The 16060-nt window shown below is 64.4% G+C and carries 20 protein-coding genes; 8 read left to right on the top strand and 12 right to left on the bottom strand.

Translation table 11 applies throughout. From position 1 onward, the window contains the following. Positions 1-168: 168 nt before the first annotated feature. From V6K60_RS00690 to V6K60_RS00700, 3 genes are all read left to right on the top strand, one after another. Positions 169-2079: a PAS domain-containing protein gene (locus V6K60_RS00690; protein ID WP_332448584.1), complete on the top strand. Its 1911-nt coding sequence runs from the start codon at positions 169-171 to the stop codon at positions 2077-2079. Positions 2080-2258: 179 nt separating this feature from the next. Continuing rightward, positions 2259-2759: a HEAT repeat domain-containing protein gene (locus tag V6K60_RS00695; RefSeq protein WP_332448585.1), complete on the top strand. Its 501-nt coding sequence runs from the start codon at positions 2259-2261 to the stop codon at positions 2757-2759. Between the two features lie 91 nt (positions 2760-2850). Further along, complete coding sequence (locus V6K60_RS00700; RefSeq protein ID WP_332448586.1) at positions 2851-3504, top strand: hypothetical protein; 654 nt, start codon at positions 2851-2853, stop codon at positions 3502-3504. Here V6K60_RS00700 and V6K60_RS00705 read toward each other — a convergent pair. From V6K60_RS00705 to V6K60_RS00725, 5 genes are all read right to left on the bottom strand, one after another. Next, positions 3501-4079 carry a hypothetical protein gene (locus tag V6K60_RS00705; protein ID WP_332448587.1) on the bottom strand — a complete coding sequence of 193 codons (579 nt, stop codon included), beginning with the start codon at positions 4077-4079 and terminating at the stop codon, positions 3501-3503. The two genes, V6K60_RS00700 and V6K60_RS00705, sit on opposite strands and share 4 nt — an antisense overlap. 4 nt (positions 4080-4083) lie before the next feature. Further along, positions 4084-5061, bottom strand: a complete 978-nt coding sequence (locus tag V6K60_RS00710; protein WP_332448588.1) for a hypothetical protein — start codon at positions 5059-5061, stop codon at positions 4084-4086. 110 nt (positions 5062-5171) lie between these two features. Continuing rightward, positions 5172-6041, bottom strand: coding sequence for a sulfite exporter TauE/SafE family protein (locus tag V6K60_RS00715; RefSeq protein ID WP_332448589.1), 870 nt, complete (start codon positions 6039-6041; stop codon positions 5172-5174). A 125-nt stretch (positions 6042-6166) separates the two neighbouring features. Continuing rightward, positions 6167-8362 (bottom strand): alpha-glucan family phosphorylase, encoded by a 2196-nt coding sequence (gene glgP / locus V6K60_RS00720; protein ID WP_332448590.1) that lies wholly within the window; start codon positions 8360-8362, stop codon positions 6167-6169. Between the two features lie 54 nt (positions 8363-8416). Continuing rightward, positions 8417-8581: a 2TM domain-containing protein gene (locus tag V6K60_RS00725; protein ID WP_332448591.1), complete on the bottom strand. Its 165-nt coding sequence runs from the start codon at positions 8579-8581 to the stop codon at positions 8417-8419. On the opposite strand from V6K60_RS00725, the gene V6K60_RS00730 reads away from it, so the two are divergent. From V6K60_RS00730 to V6K60_RS00740, 3 genes are read left to right on the top strand one after another with little or no spacing between them, the layout of a single operon-like run. Continuing rightward, positions 8510-8881: a hypothetical protein gene (locus tag V6K60_RS00730; RefSeq protein ID WP_332448624.1), complete on the top strand. Its 372-nt coding sequence runs from the start codon at positions 8510-8512 to the stop codon at positions 8879-8881. The genes V6K60_RS00725 and V6K60_RS00730 overlap by 72 nt on opposite strands. A gap of 28 nt (positions 8882-8909) precedes the next feature. Further along, positions 8910-9635 (top strand): ABC transporter ATP-binding protein, encoded by a 726-nt coding sequence (locus tag V6K60_RS00735; protein WP_332448592.1) that lies wholly within the window; start codon positions 8910-8912, stop codon positions 9633-9635. Continuing rightward, positions 9622-11025: a hypothetical protein gene (locus V6K60_RS00740; protein ID WP_332448593.1), complete on the top strand. Its 1404-nt coding sequence runs from the start codon at positions 9622-9624 to the stop codon at positions 11023-11025. Before V6K60_RS00735 ends, V6K60_RS00740 begins: the two co-directional genes overlap by 14 nt. A 67-nt stretch (positions 11026-11092) precedes the next feature. Here V6K60_RS00740 and V6K60_RS00745 read toward each other — a convergent pair whose 3' ends face one another. The 7 genes from V6K60_RS00745 to V6K60_RS00775 all read right to left on the bottom strand — a co-directional run bounded on the left by V6K60_RS00745 (position 11093) and on the right by V6K60_RS00775 (position 15358). After that, positions 11093-11383, bottom strand: coding sequence for a YigZ family protein (locus tag V6K60_RS00745; protein WP_332448594.1), 291 nt, complete (start codon positions 11381-11383; stop codon positions 11093-11095). Between the two features lie 7 nt (positions 11384-11390). Then, positions 11391-11915, bottom strand: coding sequence for a dual specificity protein phosphatase family protein (locus V6K60_RS00750; RefSeq protein ID WP_332448595.1), 525 nt, complete (start codon positions 11913-11915; stop codon positions 11391-11393). Next, positions 11912-12856, bottom strand: a complete 945-nt coding sequence (locus V6K60_RS00755; protein ID WP_332448596.1) for an ROK family protein — start codon at positions 12854-12856, stop codon at positions 11912-11914. Before V6K60_RS00755 ends, V6K60_RS00750 begins: the two co-directional genes overlap by 4 nt. Before the next feature lie 52 nt (positions 12857-12908). Continuing rightward, positions 12909-14168 carry an RNA-guided endonuclease InsQ/TnpB family protein gene (locus V6K60_RS00760; RefSeq protein WP_332448597.1) on the bottom strand — a complete coding sequence of 420 codons (1260 nt, stop codon included), beginning with the start codon at positions 14166-14168 and terminating at the stop codon, positions 12909-12911. A 251-nt stretch (positions 14169-14419) separates the two neighbouring features. Beyond that, positions 14420-14647 carry a KTSC domain-containing protein gene (locus V6K60_RS00765; RefSeq protein WP_332448598.1) on the bottom strand — a complete coding sequence of 76 codons (228 nt, stop codon included), beginning with the start codon at positions 14645-14647 and terminating at the stop codon, positions 14420-14422. A 56-nt stretch (positions 14648-14703) separates the two neighbouring features. Next, entirely contained in the window at positions 14704-14916 is a 213-nt protein-coding gene (locus tag V6K60_RS00770; protein WP_332448599.1) for a KTSC domain-containing protein, read from the bottom strand. A 79-nt stretch (positions 14917-14995) separates the two neighbouring features. After that, positions 14996-15358 (bottom strand): hypothetical protein, encoded by a 363-nt coding sequence (locus tag V6K60_RS00775; RefSeq protein ID WP_332448600.1) that lies wholly within the window; start codon positions 15356-15358, stop codon positions 14996-14998. Positions 15359-15472: 114 nt separating this feature from the next. On the opposite strand from V6K60_RS00775, the gene V6K60_RS00780 reads away from it, so the two are divergent. Then, on the top strand, positions 15473-15754 hold the full coding sequence (locus V6K60_RS00780; protein WP_332448601.1) for a DUF5661 family protein: 282 nt from the start codon (positions 15473-15475) through the stop codon (positions 15752-15754). A 41-nt stretch (positions 15755-15795) separates the two neighbouring features. Continuing rightward, a complete protein-coding gene (locus tag V6K60_RS00785) occupies positions 15796-16005 on the top strand; it encodes a hypothetical protein (RefSeq protein ID WP_332448602.1) in 210 nt (69 codons plus the stop codon). Positions 16006-16060 lie beyond the last annotated feature (55 nt).

The following is a 16060-nucleotide window of genomic DNA, read 5'->3' on the forward strand; positions in this document are numbered from 1 at the left end:
CGGCTTCTCGTACAGGATACGTCCTCCCTCCATAAATCCGTACACCTCGATCGGGCCTGCCGACGCCCGCCGGGTCGCCCCCGGAAGCACCACCGTTCATCGCCAGAAGGGGGCGCCTGGTCCATCGGGGCTGCAGTCCCGACACGGCGGGAAAGATTTATTTACCAGATGATCGGGTTAACTGCCAGTGGTTATATGCAACCGGAGCAGGATACCCCGGGAAGGATCCTGCGTACCCTCAAGTTCCGGCCCAGGGGCATGACGATCACCGAGATCGCGCACGCCCTCAAGGCAAACCGGAACTCTGTCTCAAAGCACCTTGAGGTGATGCAGGTGGCGGGCCAGGTCGAGGCACGGCTCGTCGGCAACGCAAAGGTGTATTCCGTCGCGCAACGCGTACCTCTCTCGGCGTTTCTCTGTTTCACGAAGAACCTGATCCTGGTCCTCGACGTCGACCTCACGATCGTCCAGGCAAACGACCAGTGCCTGAGAAGGTTTGGGCGTGCAAAAGAGGAACTCGTGGGCCAGAACCTCCAGGAAGCGGCCCTTCCGGTTGTCTCCTCGCCGGAAGCGCTCGCCGTCGTCGAGGGGCTCGAGCGGGAGCAGGTGATCACCGATATCTGCCACCGGCATGACGGCGGCGGGGAGTCCTTTTACCAGATGCAAGCGATCCCGACGACGTTCGAGGGCGGGGAGAAAGGGTGCACGCTCGTCCTCGAGGACATCACCGAGCAGAAACGACATCTTCAGAACACGGCGCTCCTCGCCCGGACCGCGATCGACCTCGTCGACCTGCAGCCGGTGGAGAATATCTACACCTACATCCTCGACCGGCTGCTGGAACTCGTGCCGGGTGTGTATGTTTACATCCTCTCCTACAGCGAGGCCGAACACCGGTTCGCCATTCGGGCGGTCGCGGGTGAGGGATTCCGGGAGGGGCTCACGGAACTCCTGGGAAGGGACCCTGTCAACCTGGCCTTCCCGGCCACCCGCGCCCTCGAAGCCCCTTTTCAGCAGACCCCCCTCTCGCTGCGCGGCCTCGAGGAGTTCGTCCTCCGCCCCGAACCATCCTCGTGGTCGTTCTACGACCTCTGCTTTCGGGCGATCCCTGAGGAGGTCTGTGAGGCTATCCTGGAACGGTTCGATATCGTGAAGTTCTGCTTCATGGGACTGGTCTGGCGGGATCGTCTCTTCGGCATGACAGGCATCTTCCTTCCTCCGGGAAGAGAGGTCGAGAGCCGGGAGACGGTCGAGTCGTTCGTCCGGCAGGCGTCCATCGCGCTTGCCCGACGTGAGACCGCCGAGCAGCTCCGGCTGAGCGAGGCGCGGTTCCGGGGCATGCTCGATGCGTCTCCTTTCGGGGTCGCGCTCATCGACGATGACAGACGGTTCATCTACGTCAACCGGCGGTTCATCGAGATCTTCGGCTATGAGCCGGACACTGCAACCACATCCGCCGAATGGATCCGGCAGGTCTTTCCCGACGAGGCCTACCGGCAGGAGGCCGTCGACGCCTGGAACTCGGATCTCGATCAGTCGGTCCCGGGCCAGGTCCGGCCCCGGACGTTCACCATCCGGGACCGGGACGGGGCGAAGAAGGCGATCCTCTCCCGCGCCGTCACCCTCCCCGACGGGACACAGTATCTCACCTGTGAGGACATCACCGAGGAGGCGCGGGCCTACCGTCTCCTCATCGCGGACATCGCCGACCTGCGGCGGCGGGAGCAGGAGCTCCTCATCAAAGACCGGGCGCTGGCCTCCACCCGGCGGGCGATCGCCCTCCTTGCTCCGGACGGGACGGTGACCTACGCGAACGATGCGTACCTCGCCCTCTGGGGCTACCCGGACGCAGTTGAGGTGCAGGGCTCGGACTTTTCAGGGTTCTGGGAGCGCCCTGATGAGATCCGGGAGATCGTCCGGGCGGTCCTTGACGGCGGAGCGTGGCACGGTGAGCAGACCGCCCTCCGGAACGATGGCACGAGGTTCCCGGTGGATCTCCTCGGGACGCCGATTGTGGCCGAAGGCGGCCGGGTGATCGGGATGATGGCGGCCGCGACTGCCGGAACGGCAGGAGCGTGAGAAGATGCGAAGCATCTTCGAGTTGCGACTGCCCGATAGGGTACACCGCTCGCCGGCCAGGATCCGACATATAAAGATATGCCCGGCACTGCCGTTTTGCAGTACCGCACGGCGGTTCTGATGCGTAAAGGCTTATTTTACCTCCGGATCACTCCGCATCTGTACCAGGAGGTGAGGAGATGCAGAAGACCATCGAGAGGAGAGAGGTAAAGGAGGCAGAGACCGGGCGGGTCCGGGAGCTGATGCACGTCATGCTCAACGCCGACACCTACACCAGCCTGCAGGCGATCAGCGCTCTCGGGGCCATCGGGGCCCCGGCTATCGGGCCGCTGGTGGAGACCCTGCTCGCCGTCGACAGCGATGCACGCTGGACCGTGGCGATGGCGCTCGCACGGACCGGGGTTGAAGCGGTGGAGCCGCTCATCGGGGTCGTGCTCGTCGCGGACGACGATATCAAGAACCCGGCTATCTGGGCGCTCGCCGAGATCGGCGACCCCCGGGCGGTCGAACCGCTTGTCGGCACCCTCCGGACCAGCCAGTCCGAGTGCTGCCGGGCCCTGACCGCCGCGGCCCTGCTGAAACTGGGCGACCCGGCGGGCGTCGCCGAGGTAGAGAGGGCGTTTGAGCAGTCCGGCGAGGCGTTCACGGGCCTTGCGATGGAGGCCTACGAGGGGACGTGAGCTGCCCCCCGCCGGAACACACCTTTTTTGCCGCCTCCGGGGGCGGCACGGATGAGTAACTACTAATAGCGCCGCATATCAAGAGATCAGTATGCGAGGGCGCCCTATCCTGCTCCTGATCCTCATTATCGCGACCGTCGTTGCCGGAGGCTGCACGGCGCCGGAAGATGCCGCAACCATCCAGCCGGTCTCCCCGTCGCCGGCGCCGACAGAGGTCCAGGCGGTGGGAGCAGGCCAGCCGGCGCCCACCCCGGCCGTGCCTGCGGGAGCGGAGAAGACACCAAAGAGCGTGGGGTTCGTCGACCCGGGGACCTATCGCCTCCCGACCCCGACGCCCACGATCACGATGACGAAGCAGCCAAACGACCTCCAGGTCTCCGGAAGGATGGTGGAGTATGCAAAGGCAACCATCGACTACCCCCCCGGCGTTCTCGCCACCGAGGTCTACCACATCCCCTTCCCCTACTGGGCCATCAACATGAGCGCAACGCCGATAGGTGACTCCGCCTGGCTTGAGATGGAGATCTGCGACCCGGTAGACCCGAACCGGGCGATCAAGGAGATCCGGTTTACCCGGGGTGACTTTCTGCTCTCAGCGAATGTTTCCTCGGAGAACGGTTCCGTAAAAGTCGAGAGGTCATACGATATCCGGGAAGGATATAACGATTATTACTTTGTCATCTGCTCGGGATCGTTGAAATCACTCACCATCACCATCCAGGTCCCAGAGAAGTACCTCGTCTAGAGAGGAGGTGCCTCTCCCCCTTCCTCCGCGGCACGGAGTTCCCGGTCGTAGTCCCCTATCGCGAGAGCATACTCCCCCCATGCCTGATCCGCCCGGGCAAGGTTCTCCTCTGCCGCGGTGCAGGCGTTCGCGTTGTAGGCGGCCGCGGCCGACGACCAGAGGGAGAATGCACGGTTCAGGTGGTCGAGCGCCCGGATGTAGGCCGACCGGGCCCCGGCATACGCTTCGGGGACCGCATCGGCCCCGATGATCCCCCGGTGGTAGGCCGTGACAGCCCTGCCGTGCTCCGCGATGGCCGCAAACTCCCGCATCGAGGCGTCAGCCCCGGCGACCGACGGGCGGTCCGGGCGGGACCCCAGGTGGGAAGAAACCAGCCCGGAGACCCGGGCGAGGTCGGCCTCAGATGCCGCCACGTGGCTGCCGAACGCCGCAACCTGTCGATCTTCGGTGTAGGCAACAAAGAGCGTCCACCCGATGAGAGCGACGGCCACCACGAGAGCCGCCACCCCGACGGCCATGAGCGCCTTCTTCCAGCCGATCGCGACCTTCGGGAGGCTCGGGATCTTCAGGTCCACGGTCTCACACTCCTCTCGCCGGCAGGCGGACCGGGCGGATGCGGTACTCTGCCGGCGCGGGGATGTGATGCAGGGGGATGATCTCCGGCGTTCTGGAGATCACAGCCTGCATCTTCGTGCCGTCGGCATCCCCGATGGGGAACGGCTTCCCCCAGGATGTCCTGTTTCCCGAGGGGACCGTGAGGTAACCCGTCCCCTCGATGTAGTAGTAGTGCTTCCCTCCATACTCGAAGTACTTCGGCGTGTACTTCGCGTAGTAGGGGTTGAACTCATCCATCCGGATGCCAAGGGCCATATGACCCTCAATACCGTGATTCGAGTCGCCCCGATACTCCAGCAACACCGTATCATACCCGAGGGCGTCGAGGAGCCCGCTCATCAGGATCGCCGCATCCTCACAGTCCCCCTTCCCGTCGACGAGCGTCTCGACGGGGTATTTCTGGTATTCAACGCCGCCCGCGACCTGCCGGGCATGCCGGGGGAGAACCCCCTCGATGTAAGAGTCCGTGCTGTTGTCGGGCACGTAGGGGATCTGCTGGACGAAGAAGACGAGGTCCATCAGCCGGAAGTACTGCTCCTCCGGGTTTGCGGCAGGGGGCGCGATCCGGCGGGCAAGGTCCTCGAGGATCGGCCGATCTGCGTCTGCAAGGGCGTAGCGCCCCCAGGCGAGGCGGTCGGTGATGCGCGGTGTCTCCCGGCGCTCAAGGAAGAGCGCCTCCGGGACACGGACCTCCGTCGTCCGGACGCCGCCGTCGATCGCCGTCCAGCGGAAGGTCCGGGTATAGGCCGGGCCATCCTCCGGGTAGGGCGTCGCCGTCGGCGAGGGCGTGGGAGGGGCGTAGACGGGCGGTGCCGAAAACGATGTCGCACCGGGGGAGCCGGAGCCGATCGGCTCCCCGAGCAGGGCGGGTTTCACTACGAGGGCGACGAGCAGGATCACGAGCCCGCCCGCAAGAACCGGGATAACGTCCTTCCACTCCATCTCCGGGGACCTGCCGCGTATCGGTACCAGGATATGGGCAGTCGGCCGCTAAAAACCTTGACTACGGCCGGTCCCGGGAGCCCGCTCCGGAGGTACGTATGCAAACGGTCTCAGGGGACCCCAAAGCCAAAGTATGCGGCGACAAAGCGGATCGCGGCATAGAGGAAGTAGAGGCCGAAGACCAGTTTCAGGGTCGCCGGCCGGAACCACGTGATCGTCGCGGCCCCCACCTGGGCGCCGGCGATCGACCCGGCGGCGAGGATCAGCCCAGCCCCGACGGCGACGAAGCCCTCCACGAGTTTGATCCCGCCCCCGACGACCGCCATCGGTATCATGGACGCAAGCGACGTCCCCATCGTGACGCAGACCGGGGCGCCGAAGAGGTAGAGCAGCCCCGGGACGAGGGCGTAGCCGCCGCCGAGCCCGGTGATCCCGGTCAGAACGCCGACCCCGGCCCCGAAGAGGAGGTGGCCGGGAGGCGTGCCCCCGATGCACTCCGGCTCCGGTCGGGCGGCGGGCCGGAGCCCGTCCCGGATCATCCCGATGGACGGGGCGAGGAAGACCAGCCCCAGAATGAGCCCGAGGAGGCGGGTCTGGTCGACGAGGAAAGAGAAGAGCCAGGAACCGAGGAGGACGCCGAGAAGGCCTCCGGTGGCGATCGAGACCGCCACCCCCCGGTCGAGGTTCCCCCGCACCAGGTGGCCGAGGGCACCGGAGAGCGAGGTGAAGATGACCACAAAGAGCCCGGTCCCGATGGCGACGGGCTCTGAGAACCCGAGGGCGAAGTACATGACCGGGAGCATGATCGTCGACCCCCCAACCCCGATGAGGCCGCCGAAGACCCCGGCGACGACGCCGACCGCGAGGAGGATGAGCACGGCAGGGAGGTCGAACGCCGGGTCGACGACGAACGCCGCCCAGAGCATTCCCGCGACAACAACGGAGAGGAGCGCTGCCCGGGCGACCCGGGGCTCCATCATCTTACCGGACGCTCATCAGAGAGCGCCGGGTGGTCCTCGCTCGCTTCAGGCCGGATCGCTGTCGGACGGGACGGCATACACCCCGTTATGTAGCCCCCGTCTCCCCATGAACCTGCCGGAACCGGTCAACGGGGAAGGCAGACCTCCTCGGTGCCTGCCACCTGCTTCCTCGGAGCGGTCGCGTAGACGCAGACCGAGGGGTAGTACCGGGTGACGTACTCCTTGAGCATCCGGACGGCACAGTACTGCGGGGCGATGCTTTTCATCGACTCCTTCATCATCCGGACCCACTTCGGAGGGACGTCGTTCATCGTCCGCGAGTAATAGAGCGGCGCGATCTCGTTCTCGATCAGGTCGTAGAGCGTGTTTGCGTCTGCCCGGTTCTCCTCCGCGTAGGGGGTGCGGCCCTCGATGCCCCAGCCGTTCCTGCCGTTGTAGCCCTCGACCCACCAGCCGTCCAGAACCGAGAGGTTCAGCACCCCGTTCATTCCCGCTTTCATACCGCTCGTGCCGCTCGCCTCCATGAGCGGGACAGGGGTGTTCATCCAGACGTCCACGCCGTGGACCATGTAACGCGCAAGCTGCCCATCATAGTCCTCGACAAACGAGATCCGGCCCCCGAACCGGGGGTCCTGGGAATACTGGTAGATCTCCTGGAGAAGGCGCTTGCCCCGTTCGTCGGCCGGGTGAGCTTTTCCGGAAAAGATGAACTGCACCGGCCTCCAGCGGTTGTTCACGATCCGGTCGAGCCGGTCCAGGTCCTCAAAGATGAGGTCCGCCCGCTTGTACCCGGCGAACCGGCGGGCGAACCCGATCGTCAGCGCCGACGTATCGAGCATCAGTCCCTCGGCGGCAAGGTTTGCGGGCTCTTCCCGGTGTCCCGCCCATTTGAGGCGTTTGCGTTCCCGGATCCGGGAGAAGAGTTTCATCTTCAGCCACTGGTGCTCACGCCAGAGTTCATCGTCCGGGATCTCGTCGACCATCTCCCAGACGACCGGGTTATCGTACTCCTCCCGCCAGTTCGGGTATACCGGATCCATATACAGGTCGAAGAGCGACTCGATCCGGTGGTTCAGCCAGGTCGGCATGTGGACGCCGTTCGTGACGGCGTCGATCGGCACCTTCTCGACAGGGAGGTCGGGCCAGAGGGGCTGCCACATCTCCCGGGCGACCTCGCCGTGTTTCTGTGAAACGCCGTTATGGTGGCGGCTCATCCGGAGCGCGAAGGCGGTCATGTTGAACCCGGAGCCCGGGTAATGCGGGTCCGCACCGAGCGCCATGAACTCGTCCCAGGTCATATCGAGCGACGGGCAGTAACCGCGGAAGTACTTCGCCATCAGGTCCTCGGGGAAGACATCGTGGGCGGCGGGAACGGGGGTGTGGGTGGTGAAGACCGAGGTGCCCCGGACCTGTTCGCACGCCTCTTCGGGCGGCATCCCGGCCGCGAGCCGCTCACGGAGCCGTTCCAGGAGGGCAAACGCGGAATGGCCCTCGTTTAAGTGCATCGCCGAGTAGTCCACGCCGAGGGTGTGGAGGACCTTCCGTCCGCCGATGCCGAGCACCACCTCCTGCCGGAGCCGGCACTCGATCTCCTTCAAGTAAAGGCGGTGGGAGATGCTCCGGTTCTCGGGGAGGTTCTCGTCGATGTGAGTATCGAGGAGGTAGAGCGGGACACGGCCCACCTGCACCTTCCAGACCGCAACGTAGAGGGCGGGCTCGATCAGGGGAACCTGCACCACAAGCTGCTTTCCGTCGTCGTCAAGCACCCGGAGGACCGGGGCGGCGTCGCGGTCCAGGATCTCCGCGACGTTCTTCTGCCACCCGTTCCCCTCCATGTGCTGGTGGAGGTAGCCTTCGGCGTACATGAACCCGACGGCGACCATCGGGACGCCGAGGTCGCTCGCCGCCTTGACGTGGTCGCCCGCGAGGATCCCGAGCCCCCCCGCGTAGAACGGGAGGGATTGGTGCAGCCCGAACTCGCTTGAGAGGTAGGCGATCGTCAACGGTTCCCGCCCGGGGTAGTGCTGAGCAAACCAGCTCGTCCTCGGTTCCATGTACTGCTGGAACCGGTGCATGAGGATGTCGTAGCGGCGGAGGTACTCCGGGTTATTTGCCGCACGCTCGAAGTACCGCGGCGGGGTGTCAAGGAGCATCCTGACGGGGTTGTGGCGGCTCATCTTCCACTCCGCCCGGTTCAGCTGTTTGAAGAGCACGCTTGCGGTGGAGTGCCAGCTCCACCAGAGGTTGTACGCGAGGTCGACCAGCCCGAAGATCCGCTCCGGGACGTGGGCGAACCGGTCATAGGGTATCTCCGTCTTCATCGTGGCGGGCATTACCTGTCGAACCAGATAAGTGCTTCTGTCGGGAGGTCGGACTTAGCGCCGTTCCTCGCGCTCCATGATCTCCCGGATCTTCCTCTCCTCCCACGCCCTGCCGAAGATCCGGCCCTCAACGTAGACGGAAATGCCATGGAGTACCACGGCTATCCCCCAGAAAAACGTCACCCAATAGAACCAGAGCGAGTTGGGGCTGAAGAACATGTTGATCCCGAAGAGGAGGAGGTTGACGGCAATGTAGACAGTAAGGTGTTCCTAGAACCCCCGGATCTCCTCAACCCGCCTCCTTGCACGGGCATACCGTTCCTGCTCGTCCATGAGTTCCGGTTGAAGGCCCCGAATTTTTTATACCTGTTTATGCCATCCGCCCGGAGACCTCTCCGGCGCATGGGCTCCCGTCGGGGGAACGGCGGGGATTTGAAACGATATTTCGGCGGGACCCCTCGCACGCCGGCCAAAGAGAAAGGAGAGGTATTATACGCACCTGCTGCCGATCTTCCTTGACCAGAAACCCGGAGGAGCGTGGATTCGAATGCGGCAGATGATCGAGGCCGACGGCCTCACCAAGGAATATGGCAGCGTCACCGCGGTGAACAGGGTATCCTTTTCTGTCGCGGAAGGGGAACTCTTCGGCCTCCTCGGGCCGAACGGATCGGGCAAGACGACGATGATACGGATGCTGACCGGGCAGGTCCCGCCGACCTCCGGGTCGGCCAGGGTGATGGGGCTCGATCCGGCGAATGACCCCATCGGGGTCCGGGGGCTCGTCGGGATCATCCCGGAGCAGGAGACGCCGCCGAGTTTCCTCACCGCCGAGGAGTACCTCTGCTTCGTCGCCCGCATCCGAAGCCTCGACCGTATCGAGGAGCGGTGCGACCGCTGGTTTGACCTGCTGGAGTTTCAGGAGAAGCGGGACGTCCTCTGCAAGGACCTCTCGCGGGGCACCCGGCAGAAACTGATGTTTGCGCAGGCGTTCCTCCACGAGCCCCGGCTCGCCCTCATCGACGAGCCGCTGATCAACCTGGACCCCATCGTGCAACGGACGGTCAAGGACTTCCTCCAGGGCTACGTCCAGGGCGGCGGGACCATCTGCCTCTCCACCCACATCCTCGATATCGCCGAGGAGATCTGCGACCGGGTTGGGGTCCTCCACAACGGCAGGCTACTCTACTGCGGCCGAACCGAAGAACTCGCCGGGGCCGGCCGGCACCTCGAGCGCTCCTTCCTCGACCTGGTGCGGGGCGATGCCGGTGCCTGACCTCTTCCTCGCGATGATGAAGGAGGAGTGGCGGATCCACTCGACGATCTTCGGGAGCGTCGGGTTTGCGCTCTTCCCGGTGGTGGTCGCGGTCTTCGCCTTCGCGGGCTCGCTCACCCTCCCGATCTTCTCGGATACGCTCCCGTACACCACGATGGCCCTCCTTGCACTCCTCCTCTTCCTGCTTGCCGGGGTGATGGTGGGGTCGTTCGGGACGATGGGCCGGGAGTTCATGAACCGCCGGTTCGGGCAGGCAAGCCTCGTCGCCTACGCCTCCCGGAGCCTCCCGGTCTCGGAGCGGCGGATATTTGCAACGTTCCTCGTGAAGGATACCGTCTACTACATCCTGCTCTACGTCCTTCCCTTCGCGGCGGGGTTCACGGCGGCGACGCCGTTCATCTCCCTCGACCCGGGCCTGGGACTCCTCGCGTTCGTCTCCCTTGCGCTCGCCTTCCTCATGGGGCTCGCCATCGTATGCCTTCTCTCGACCCTCTACGCGCGCTCCGTCCGCCTCCTCGCCGGAACGGTCGTGATCCTCGTGGTCGCAGGGCTTTTCGCGCTCCACCTCGGGGCGGCACCCGTCTTCCCCGCGTATGCCTTCCTCCTCGACCCGTCGCCGGTCCCGTTCGTCCTCTCGCTCATCCTCATCCTGGTCCCGGCCGCCGCATCGGTCCTCCTCGTCACCGTCGACTACCCGGACCGGACGAAACGGTTTGAAAACAGGTTCGATCCCCTCGCGGAGAGGCTCCGGCCGCTCGGGAGCGCGCACTTCATCGCGAAAGACGCCCTTGACCTGCTGCGGAGCGAGGGCGGGGCCGGGAAGGTGGTCTTCTCGTTCCTCCTCCCGCTCGGTCTCGTCTGGGTCTGCCTCCGGATCCTGGTCCGGTTCATCCCGGGGATCGACCCCCTCGTCGTCTTTGCGGTCCTGATCGGGGTGCTCTCGGCGACCATCTACAACTGGCTGACCGAGTTCGACTCCTTCTCGGTCTACGCCGCCCTGCCGGTGGAGGTCTCGAAGGTGATCGACGGAAAACTGAAGAGTTACGCCCTTCTAAACCTTCTCCCGGTTGCCGTCCTCGTGCTTGCGGCGGCGACCTCCGGCGGGGCGGGAGCGCTCTTCCCGGCCCTCGCCGCGTTCCTCTCGGTCTCGGCCTACACCCTCGCGGTGACGGTCTACCTCACCGGGCTCTACCCGAATGTCATGCTCTATCACGCCTGGGTCTTCCTCCGCTACGTCCTCGCGACGAGCCCGGTACTTCTCCTCCTGATCTTCATCTCGATCCTTGACCCGTACTACGCCTTCGGGAGCCTCCTCCTCCTCGTGCCGGCGGCGTTCCTCCTCGCCCGCGGACGGACGAGGTGGCAGGCGTGGGAGATGCCGGGGTACTGACGATTGCCGGAATATCTGGATAGGAGAGGCTTCGCGTGAGTCGGCAGGGAGAACGTTACACTGCCCGTCACCGGGTGATCCCTGCCTCATGGAGCGCGGCCTCACCGGCGTCACGGAACGCCCGACCGACGTTGCCGGGGCCGAGGAGGACCCCGCCAAAGACCCTTGAGACGACCAGCATGTGACTCTCGAGGGCATGCTTCCGGAACAGGTCAAGGAGGACCCTCCCGGGCCGGCCGACCTCGCCGTCGTTCTTGAACTCCTCAACAGAGCCGCACCGGAGAGCGGCGCAGTGGTGGGCATAGAACCGGGACCGGCGGACCTCGAGCTTCGCGGCGCCGAGCGGTTCCGCGGTCATCCCCCCCTCACGGGGCCGCCCCCTCCGCCGCCACCCGCTCCCTCGTGTACTCGTCCCAGTGCGCCTCCATGAACCCCCGCATTCCGCGGCCGGGCCGGTACGGCGGGTATATCCGCCGGTAGACCGCTTCGGCCCCGGCGAGGCTCTCCGTCGGCAGGACGTCGGTGTAGGCCGCAAGGTAGAGGAGCCCGATCGAGGCCGACCGGGAGACCCCGAAGCCGCAGTGGACCAGCACCTGCCGCCCCTCCCCGAGGCACCGGTGGATGAAGGCGAGAGCGGCGTCGATCGCCTCCTTCGGAACCTCGGCAGGGTCACTCGACTCGACCAGGTTGAGCATCAGCCGGTTCCCTCGCCGGGCGACCAGGTGTTCGGGGTGGTCCGGCGGCACTGTGCCGAGGGGCGAGTAGGTGACGGCCAGGCAGTGGTAGGGGCTCCGGCAGGCGTGCACCACGCACCAGGTCTCGTGAGTCTCCACCGCGACCTCGTAGTCCTCCTGCGTCCCGACATACAGGTTCTGGTAGATCTCGATCATATCCCGCGCCCTCCCGCCACCTTATCAAGCGCATACGCCGCAGCCCCGAGGAGGGGCGAGCTGCCCGCGAGGCTGGAGACGACGATCCGGGGGAGGGGGAGGTAGCGGTCGATACGGGGCTCCATATACCGGATCACGATATCCCCGTAGTAGCGGGCAAGCGGTCCGTCGAGGACGATGACCTCCGGGTTGTAGGCGACGACGACGCTCGACACCCCCCGGGCGTTCACCTCCCCGAGCACCTCCATGAAGGCGAGGGCGACCGGGTCCTCCGCCCGGGCCGCCTCGAAGATCGCCCGGGTGGAACCGGCGTCAAAGACCACCCTCCGGATGTTTGCCGCCTTCCGCCACGCCGCGAAGAACTGAGGGATGTTCTTTGCCGAGGCGTAGGCCTCCCAGTGGCCGGAAAAGCCGCACCCGCAGACGAGGTTGTAGTGGGTATCGACAGGGATGTGCCCGATCTCACCGGCGTTCCCGTCCATACCGAGGAGCAGGCGGCCGTTCACCACCGCGCCGCCGCCGATCCCGGTGGAGAGCGTGATGTAGACGACGTTGTCGGAACCACGGGCGGCTCCCGCCCACCGCTCGCCGAGGACGCCGGCCCGGGCGTCGTTGATCAGGGTGACCGGGAGGCCGAACCGATCCCCGATCGGGCCGGTGATCTCCACGACCGGGAAGGCGATGTTCGGCGAGTTCGTGACCCATCCGCGGCCGAGGTCCAGGGGGCCGGCCGAAGCGACGCCGATCGCCGTGACCTCCCGCCCCTCCGGAGACGCGAGGAGGGCCTCCACCCGGGCGATGATCGCGGCGGTGATCACCGCACCGGAGAGCCCCGTTGTCGGGGTCGGGAGGGCGGTATGCGCCAGTATCGTCGCGTCGGAGCCCACCAGGGCAGCACGGAGGTTGGTCCCGCCGAGGTCGACGGCAATCACGGTCGTCATCAGGGTCACACCTTTCTTCTTCTCCTCGAACTACGCAGAGCGCGGGCATGAACTACCCCACCCTCAAGGGTGGGGCTTCCTGCGAGTATCCGGGGGTCTCTGGGATCCTCGGACCTGTCTGTCGCAGATTACCGGCGAACTGCCGATAGCCCGTCCACAGGGCATGTTGTGATAGGAACCGTACCATGATGTTGACCGCACTGTTTTGATCTCGATCAATACAGTTCCCACATTCACAGTCCATAACTCGTTTCCAGAGCGGCATATCGTGAACCGCTCCGCATACGCAGCAGGTCTTTGTCGTATCCCGTTCATCGATTTTTATTACGCTCTTACCTATAAGGGTTGCCTTGTAGGTTAAAAATCCGATGAACCGTGAAAGGTGTCCAGAGTTCTGGGTAGAACGATTGAGTCCGGGCGTGGCCTGCTTTGACTTTGGCATCTGCTTGACGGAGAGGTCACCGACCAGAATCGTGTTTGCCCGGGTGTTTCGAACGAGTTTCCTGCTCACCTTGTGCTGAAAGTCTTTGAGCTGGTTGCTCCGCTTCCGCTCCATCGTGCGCTTGGCACAATTGAGCCTCTTCCACTTCCGGCTCTTTTTCTTGCAGTGATCCCGCCGTGATTGTACGGCATCGATCTTCGGGTTCCAGTACTTATCAGGTCGGGCATTCCCGACTTCAAGGAACTTTCCTGCACTGTTGACCCCAACATGTTTCGTGACCCCAAGATCAAACGCCTGGTAAAGGCCGTTGTCCCGGTACTCCTGCTCTGGCTGCACCTCGTGGATGAGGGAGACGTAATACGCTCGCTTCAGGTCGTCGTAGAAGAGATCCACCTGCTTGACGTTGACAAATGTCTGCCCGGAGGAAAGATCAAACGCCAGCGGTATGTCGTTGTAGAAGTGCGAGAACCGGATCTTGCCGTCGGTGATCTTGAACCCACTCTGGTTGTAGCGGAGCGTGCAGAAGTGATCCTTGCCCTTGAACCCCGGAGGGTTGGCATCCTCATCCCCGTGCTGTCGCAGGGCGAGGAACGACGTGAAGTTGTCGTCCAGCGATTTGAGCGTGGTCTGCAGAACCTTAGAGTAGACCCATTTGTACTCGGGATACTTCTTTTTCAGTTCCGGAAGAGCGTTGGCCTGCTGGACATACCCGATATGCTGCTTATCGGGCCGGTCTTTGTTCTCCAGATAATTCTGGTTCCGTTCTGCAAGCGCAAAGTTGTAGAGTAACCGGCACTTCTCGGAGAGATGCCAGAGCACAGCGGCCTGAGCAAGAGTCACCCGGATCTTGACTTTTGTGGCGATGTACATCGGAAAACGCTCCTGCGGCTCTCTCAGGAAGGATATGCTGTCCTCTGCCATCAAGAAGAGCCGCGCGGAGCGAAAGTGAACAGACGAAGGGGCGCCGCTTCACGGAAGATGCTCCGCATCTTCCTGTCAGGCACAACCCGCTGGGTTGTGTCGTGTCATCCCCGCACCTGTTGACCCGGGGTCTTCACGCTCTGCCCCGCGAACCCCGCGGGCATAAACCTACGCCCGGACCGGCGACGGATGATCCCGGATCAGATGTCTTCCCCCACCGCCAGGCAGGGATACTTCTCCCGGGGATACCTGCCCTCGACGAACTCGCGGACGAACTGCTTCCTCGATGCGGCCGCAAGGAGGTTGTCATAGACCTCTTTTTTAACCCCGGCGTAGCGGTAGACGTTCCCGCTCTCGCAGACGACGAGGAGCGCCTTCGTCGTCGGGTCGTAGCCGATGGACGTGATGCCGGCTGACTGCTGAGACATACGGGTGGGTGTGGCGGGCGAAGGTGATAGCCGTTGCGGCGGGCACCGCCTGCCGATCACCTGACCTTCTCGTAGGGGTAGCGCAGCCGGATGAAGTCCCCGAAGTACCGGCCCTTCGACCGGGCTGCAAGCATTCCTTCGTAGACTGCAGGCGGCACCCCGACGTAGTGGTAGACGCCGCCGCTGTGGAACTCGACCTCCAGGATCTCATCTTCCGGGTCGTAACCGACGGACTTGATATTGGTGGATTCGACAGCCTGGCGTTGCATGGACAGGGGTAGAAGAAGTGATGTGGGATAAGAGTTGTGGGTGATGGGGGCCGCGACGGAGAGCGATCGATCGGCAGATCTACACCGCCACAGTAAGGGCCGCAAACGCCGCGAGTGCCGCGAGCGCGAGGAAGACGAGCACCCCCACCGTCCAGACGACCATGAAGAGGGCGACCGTCAACAGGCGCGTCTCCCGGAACGGGACGGCCCTCGCGTTCATCCGCCGTGCCGTGGCCCAGGCGTCGTAGATCCCGTAGAGCCAGACAACCACGCCGGGGATGAGCATCACGAGAAGCCCCGCGAAGACCAGCACGAGCACCAGGAGACCCTTCACCGTCTCCCCGTTGCTGACCTGCCCCAGGCCCGGGAAGAGGAGGGAGAGTCCAGCCGCAAACACCGGGTTCTTCTCCCCCCGCACCGGGAGCCCAACCGATTCCGTCATGATTCCTGCAATAAAATGCCTCCCGGGGGAGGAAAGAGGTTTCGGCACGTCAGCATCACAGCTCCGTCAGGCTCATCACCTCAAGAGACAACCATCCCCTGGTGAGGAATCAAGATGGCACGAAGAGACATAACCGCCGATGAAGCAAAGGCGATGGGCGAGCACCTCGGCATCGCCTGGAACGAGTTCGACGTCGAGCAGTTCCGGCGCGGCATGGTCGTGGAACTCGAACACGGCCTCCATGACCCGAAGACGAACGTCACCGACGACGACCTCCTGGTGACGGCAAAGATTGCGCTTGCGCACTTGAACGAGTTCCCGGACTACTACGACCGGCTCGAGGAGATGGAGGAAGAGGCGGAGGCCTACTGGGCCGACCGGAAGAAGCAGGGTTGATGCGCGGCAACTCTTTTGCCCGCCCATTGCAACCATAATGTATGGAACGACGCTCGGAGGCAGGGTGGATCAAGATACGGCAGCGGCGGGTCATCGACGGGGCGGAGTACTACGCCGAACGGCTCTACGAGACCCAGCACGCCGCGGGTTCTTACGCCCGGCTGTTGGAGCACCGGGGAAGTGACGTCCTCGTCCTTCCGACCGCCCACGAGGGGGGGCACCGGGGCTACGCCGTCTTTATCCGAAGATAAAACCCTGACATCGGAGAGAGAGGCTGCCCGGTAGAGGAGGTATAAGGAACGGGCC

The sequence above is a fragment of the Methanoculleus sp. genome (assembly GCF_036677455.1).
GTDB lineage: Archaea > Halobacteriota > Methanomicrobia > Methanomicrobiales > Methanoculleaceae > Methanoculleus.

Coding starts and splice junctions, on each gene's coding strand:
- V6K60_RS00770 (WP_332448599.1), bottom strand. CDS start 14,916: ATGCAACGCCAGGCTGTCGAATCCACCAATATCAAGTCCGTCGGTTAC.
- glgP (WP_332448590.1), bottom strand. CDS start 8,362: ATGAAGACGGAGATACCCTATGACCGGTTCGCCCACGTCCCGGAGCGG.
- V6K60_RS00695 (WP_332448585.1), top strand. CDS start 2,259: ATGCAGAAGACCATCGAGAGGAGAGAGGTAAAGGAGGCAGAGACCGGG.
- V6K60_RS00735 (WP_332448592.1), top strand. CDS start 8,910: ATGCGGCAGATGATCGAGGCCGACGGCCTCACCAAGGAATATGGCAGC.
- V6K60_RS00780 (WP_332448601.1), top strand. CDS start 15,473: ATGGCACGAAGAGACATAACCGCCGATGAAGCAAAGGCGATGGGCGAG.
- V6K60_RS00730 (WP_332448624.1), top strand. CDS start 8,510: ATGGAGTACCACGGCTATCCCCCAGAAAAACGTCACCCAATAGAACCA.
- V6K60_RS00700 (WP_332448586.1), top strand. CDS start 2,851: ATGCGAGGGCGCCCTATCCTGCTCCTGATCCTCATTATCGCGACCGTC.
- V6K60_RS00715 (WP_332448589.1), bottom strand. CDS start 6,041: ATGATGGAGCCCCGGGTCGCCCGGGCAGCGCTCCTCTCCGTTGTTGTC.
- V6K60_RS00750 (WP_332448595.1), bottom strand. CDS start 11,915: ATGATCGAGATCTACCAGAACCTGTATGTCGGGACGCAGGAGGACTAC.
- V6K60_RS00710 (WP_332448588.1), bottom strand. CDS start 5,061: ATGGAGTGGAAGGACGTTATCCCGGTTCTTGCGGGCGGGCTCGTGATC.
- V6K60_RS00725 (WP_332448591.1), bottom strand. CDS start 8,581: ATGTTCTTCAGCCCCAACTCGCTCTGGTTCTATTGGGTGACGTTTTTC.
- V6K60_RS00775 (WP_332448600.1), bottom strand. CDS start 15,358: ATGACGGAATCGGTTGGGCTCCCGGTGCGGGGGGAGAAGAACCCGGTG.
- V6K60_RS00785 (WP_332448602.1), top strand. CDS start 15,796: ATGGAACGACGCTCGGAGGCAGGGTGGATCAAGATACGGCAGCGGCGG.
- V6K60_RS00755 (WP_332448596.1), bottom strand. CDS start 12,856: ATGACGACCGTGATTGCCGTCGACCTCGGCGGGACCAACCTCCGTGCT.
- V6K60_RS00765 (WP_332448598.1), bottom strand. CDS start 14,647: ATGTCTCAGCAGTCAGCCGGCATCACGTCCATCGGCTACGACCCGACG.
- V6K60_RS00690 (WP_332448584.1), top strand. CDS start 169: ATGATCGGGTTAACTGCCAGTGGTTATATGCAACCGGAGCAGGATACC.
- V6K60_RS00745 (WP_332448594.1), bottom strand. CDS start 11,383: ATGACCGCGGAACCGCTCGGCGCCGCGAAGCTCGAGGTCCGCCGGTCC.
- V6K60_RS00760 (WP_332448597.1), bottom strand. CDS start 14,168: ATGTACATCGCCACAAAAGTCAAGATCCGGGTGACTCTTGCTCAGGCC.
- V6K60_RS00740 (WP_332448593.1), top strand. CDS start 9,622: ATGCCGGTGCCTGACCTCTTCCTCGCGATGATGAAGGAGGAGTGGCGG.